5 protein-coding genes and 1 pseudogene are annotated in these 4,133 nt (G+C 73.1%); all 6 read right to left on the minus strand.

Annotated elements, in window-relative coordinates; all coding sequences use genetic code 11:
- Positions 1-47: 47 nt before the first annotated feature.
- Positions 48-455: a hypothetical protein gene (locus GVN67_RS28300; RefSeq protein ID WP_160000644.1), complete on the minus strand. Its 408-nt coding sequence runs from the start codon at positions 453-455 to the stop codon at positions 48-50.
- Positions 456-461: 6 nt separating this feature from the next.
- The gene (locus GVN67_RS28305) at positions 462-731 is read right to left on the minus strand and encodes a hypothetical protein (RefSeq protein ID WP_160000645.1); all 270 of its coding nucleotides are present in this window, start codon (positions 729-731) and stop codon (positions 462-464) included.
- An 86-nt stretch (positions 732-817) separates the two neighbouring features.
- Complete coding sequence (locus tag GVN67_RS28310; RefSeq protein WP_235035595.1) at positions 818-1,015, minus strand: hypothetical protein; 198 nt, start codon at positions 1,013-1,015, stop codon at positions 818-820.
- A gap of 91 nt (positions 1,016-1,106) precedes the next feature.
- On the minus strand, positions 1,107-2,852 hold the full coding sequence (locus tag GVN67_RS28315; RefSeq protein ID WP_160000646.1) for a sensor histidine kinase: 1,746 nt from the start codon (positions 2,850-2,852) through the stop codon (positions 1,107-1,109).
- A gap of 223 nt (positions 2,853-3,075) precedes the next feature.
- Positions 3,076-3,276 (minus strand): annotated as a pseudogene (locus GVN67_RS28320) (NepR family anti-sigma factor); the annotation flags it as partial.
- Complete coding sequence (locus GVN67_RS28325; RefSeq protein ID WP_255430451.1) at positions 3,276-3,977, minus strand: sigma-70 family RNA polymerase sigma factor; 702 nt, start codon at positions 3,975-3,977, stop codon at positions 3,276-3,278. The gene GVN67_RS28325 and the pseudogene GVN67_RS28320, both read right to left, overlap by 1 nt.
- Positions 3,978-4,133: the final 156 nt, after the last annotated feature.

The raw sequence follows: 4,133 nt of genomic DNA on the forward strand, positions 1-4,133 counted from the left end.
AATAGATGGGGGCCTGGGGGGATACTTCCCCCCAGCCTTGCTAACTCCTACCGACGCCGCCGCAGAAACCCGAACAGGATCCCCAGCAGCGGCGAGCTGGCCACGCCGCCGAGCAGCGGCAGCAGTCCGAAGCTGGCGCGGGCCTGGGTGAGCGCGGTGTCACGCAGGATGCGGGCCTCGATTTCCGGGGTGGTCGGCCGGTCGCGGGCGGCGATGGCCAGGAAGGCCAGGGCGATCAGCAGATCGGCCCCCAGCAGCAGCCCGGCGCGGCCGATCGGCCCGACATGTCGTTCCAGCGCCAGCCAGGCCAGCACATGCAGCATGGCGAAGGCGCCGCACAGGAACAGGACGGCGACGATGGCGAAGGCCAGGCGGACCGCCAGACGGCGGCTGAACAGGCCCAGACGGACGCGCTCCGCCTCGAGCGAGGCCGTGGCGAGGCGGAGCGCGCGCATCGCCGGCTAGCGCTTCAGCAGCTTGGCGAGGAGGAAGCCGATGCCGACGGCCACCGCGATGGTGGCGACGGGCCGGTCGCGCACCAGGCTGACGACCTGCTGCGCCTCATGCCGGGTGGAATTGCCCAGCTGGCTGGCCAGGTCCTGGGCGCGGCTGCCGGCGCGGCTGATGGCCGGGTTGATCTGGTCCTCGACCAGGGCGTCCAGGCGCTGGCGCAGGTCGGTGATGCGGTCCTCGACGGAGCCGGTGTCGAAGGGAACGGAGAAGCGGCGCATGCGGTGCCTCCTCGGGAGGGTGGTGTGCAGGATCGCGCTTCGGCGGCCGGGCTGCAACCGCAGCCACGGCGCCGCGGCGCGGCGGATCAGTTGGTGGCGCGGTCGATGCTGCGGCCCAGGCGCTCGACCGGGCCCTTCGGCGGGTCGACGGCGTCGCGGACATTGGCGGCGGCATTGTCCAGGCCGCGGCCGGCGCGCTCGGCCGGGCCCTCGTTGCAGGCGGCCAGCGCCAGGGGGGCGGCCAGCGCCAGCAGGGGCAGGGCGGCCTTCATCATCTTGATCATCACGCGGGGCTCCTTCGCCGTGCTGTCAGGTCAACGCCGCGCCCATGCTCGGGTTGCGGCGCGACACACGGGCCGCGCAGGGGCGATGGTATCAGGCGCGGACGGAGGCGGGCGGCGCCTCGTAGCGGGTGGGGACCGCGGGCTCGGCCTCGCGCCGGCGCAGCGGGAAGCGCAGCGTCATCTCGGTGCCGCCCTCGCCCTGGATGTCGATCTCGCCGCCCAGGTGCTGGGCGAAGCCGCGGATCAGGGTCAGGCCGATGCCCTGGCCGGGCCCGGGCTCGTCGTCGTTCAGCCGCAGGCCGATGCCGTCGTCATGGACGCGCAGCACCACCTGGTCCTCCTCCTCGCCCTCGCGCCGGGGGTCGGCGCGGACGGAGATGGTCAGGGTGCCGCTGCGGGCATCGGCGAAGCCGTGCTTGATGGCGTTGGTCACCGTCTCGGTGATCAGCAGCGCCAGGGAGACGGCCTGGTCGGTGACGATCTCGAGCTCGTCGGCCTCGATCGACAGGGTGATACGCTGGCCGGGCCGCTCGCCGAGGGCGGCGAACAGCTGCTGCGCCAGCTCCTCGAGGAAGGGCCGCAGCGCGATCACCTCGAAGGTCTGGTTGGTGTAGAGGTGGCGGTGCAGCGTCGCCAGCGCCTGGACGCGGTCGCGGGCGGTGGCGAACTCGGCCTTCGCCTTGGGGTCGCGCAGCCGGCCGGCCTGCAGGTTCAGCAGGCTGGCCACGATCTGCAGGTTGTTCTTCACCCGGTGGTGGATCTCGGCCATCAGCAGGTCGCGCTGGCGCAGGGCGGCGCGGAGCTCGTCCTGGCGGGCGGAGATGGCGGAGGCGGCGTCGGTGAAGGCCTGCTCCAGCGCGCGGACCTCGTCGGGCTCGCCGCGCAGGGCGCGGCCGCCGAAGGCGGCGCCGGGGCGCCAGGCCCGCACCCGCCAGGCCAGGCTGCGCAGCGGCCGGGCGATGGCGATGTCGGCGCCCAGCACGATGACGACGAGGCAGGCCAGCAGGAAGGCGGCGAGCTCGGCGGCGCGGCGGGCCAGCACGGTGTCGGCGGCGCGGCGGATCTCGCCGGTGGGCAGGCCGACCAGCAGGCGCAGGCCGGAATCGAGCTGGGTGCTGGCATAGGCGAAGTCGGCGCCGCCGCGGGCGGGAATTTCCAGCGAGGTCGGGCCGGGCTCGTCGCGCAGCCGGCGCAGCACGCCGGGGTCGGGCAGCTCGGTGATGGCGGCGCGGGTCAGCGGCAGGGCGGTGGCCTCGCTGTCGACCAGCCAGATGCGCTGCGCCCAGCCCTTCAGGTTGTCCTGGATGTCGCCGCGGGTCTCGGCCTGGATGAAGTAGTTCAGCAGCAGGCTGGCGGCGACGACGCCGCGCAGCTCGCCATCGATGCGGATCGGCAGGGTGGCGGTGACCACCGGCAGGTCGCTGGCGCGGCCCTGGCGGAACGGGCTGAGGGTGAAGGTGTTGGCGGCCAGGCTGGCGCGGAAGGCGGGGTCGCGGCCCATGCTGCTGTCGGCCGGCGCCGGCAGGGCGCTGCAGCGCAGCCTGCCATCCGGCTCGGTGACCCAGACATTGCCGAAGCGGCCGCGATAGAGGCCGGCGACATCGGAGACCAGGCCGGCGCAGGCATCGCCGGCGGCCAGCATGCGGGCGTCGCGGGCCAGGCCGTTCAGGGTGTCCTGCAGCAGCTCGATGGCGGCGCCGTGGCGGGCGGCGGCGACGTCGCCCAGGATGCGGGCGGTGCGGCGGCCGGCGGCGAGCTCAGCCTCGTAGCTGAGCACGGCATTGGCGCCGGCGATGCCGACGACGGGCACGCTGGCGGCGAGGAGGAGGAGGAGCATGCGGCCGCGCACGCCGCGCAGCATGCGGCGCAGCGGGAAATGGCGGTGCAGGAAGCCTGGGGTGGCCGGGGTGGCGGGCCGGCCCGCGGGGGCCGGCGCCGGCGCTTCAGCTACGGGCGCGTCGGCTATGGGGGCGTCAGGCGACGCCGCCCCCGGAACCGGGATTTCCCCCCGATGGCTGGCCCCCTGACGATGCGTCGGGGGAGGGTTGGGTGGCGCCACCGGAGCGGTCCTGTTCGATCAGACGCAGCAACTCGTCCGGGATGGGCTCCTTCGCGATGTCGTCATACATCGCGTGGAGCCCGCGTTGGAGCCAAAGGTCGAAGGCAGCATCGGGCGCGCCCGGGCGGGCGTGCCGTGAGCCAGGTCGGCTGGCCTCCACGGCCGTTTCCGCCAGCATGCGCTTGTCTGCTCGATCGTCCATCACATTTCCGGATGCAGCGCCCGCGCCTCAGTCGCACGGCCCGAGCCGCGCAGGCTATCATTGGAGCGACCGGTTCCGCCAGACACTGCCTGTGCCTTGGTGCTCACGCCAGACTTCTTGTCGGCGGCCTTCTCAGCCCGCCGGGGAGCCTGCTTCTCGCCCATCAGCCACGCCTCGAGCTGGCGGCGGGCGCGGAAGACGCGGCACTTGGCGGTGCCGACGGCGCATTTCATGACGCCCGCGGCTTCCTCGTAGGACATGCCCTGGACGGTCACCAGCAGCAGCGCGGTGCGGTGATCTTCCGGCAGGTCGGCCAGGCGGCGGCGCAGCTCGCGCAGCGCCAGGCTGTCTTCCTGCGCGGCCGGACGGGCCAGGGCCTCGGCGGGGGCGCTGTCCATGTCGCAGGTGTCGCGGCGGCGACGGATGTCGGACAGGAAGCGGTTGCGCAGGATGCGGAACATCCAGGCGCCGAAATTCGTCCCCGGGGTGAAGCTGTGCTGCGCCGCCAGCGCGTTGCTGACCGCGGCCTGCACCAGGTCGTCGGCATCGGCGCGGTTGCGGGTCATGGAGACCGCCTGCACCCGCAGACGCGGCAGCAGGGCCACGAGATGCTCGTGGAAATTGAAGGCCTCCGGCTGGGCCGCCGGGGTCTGCTGCGCGGCATCGGCCGGCTGGGCCTGGATCGGGGTCACGCTGGTCATGATACGGTGCTCGCCTTGCATACCCAACCAATGCAGCAGCCGGGGCCGCGGTTGCATCGGAGGGGCGCAATAAATGCATGCCAGCCATGCGTTGTATTGAGAAACCCTGGCGTCGGCCGGGCTTTCGACTCTGCGTATCGATGCCTGACCCGGACC

Source organism: Roseomonas sp. 18066 (assembly GCF_902706185.1).
In the GTDB taxonomy this organism is placed as follows: domain Bacteria; phylum Pseudomonadota; class Alphaproteobacteria; order Acetobacterales; family Acetobacteraceae; genus Pseudoroseomonas.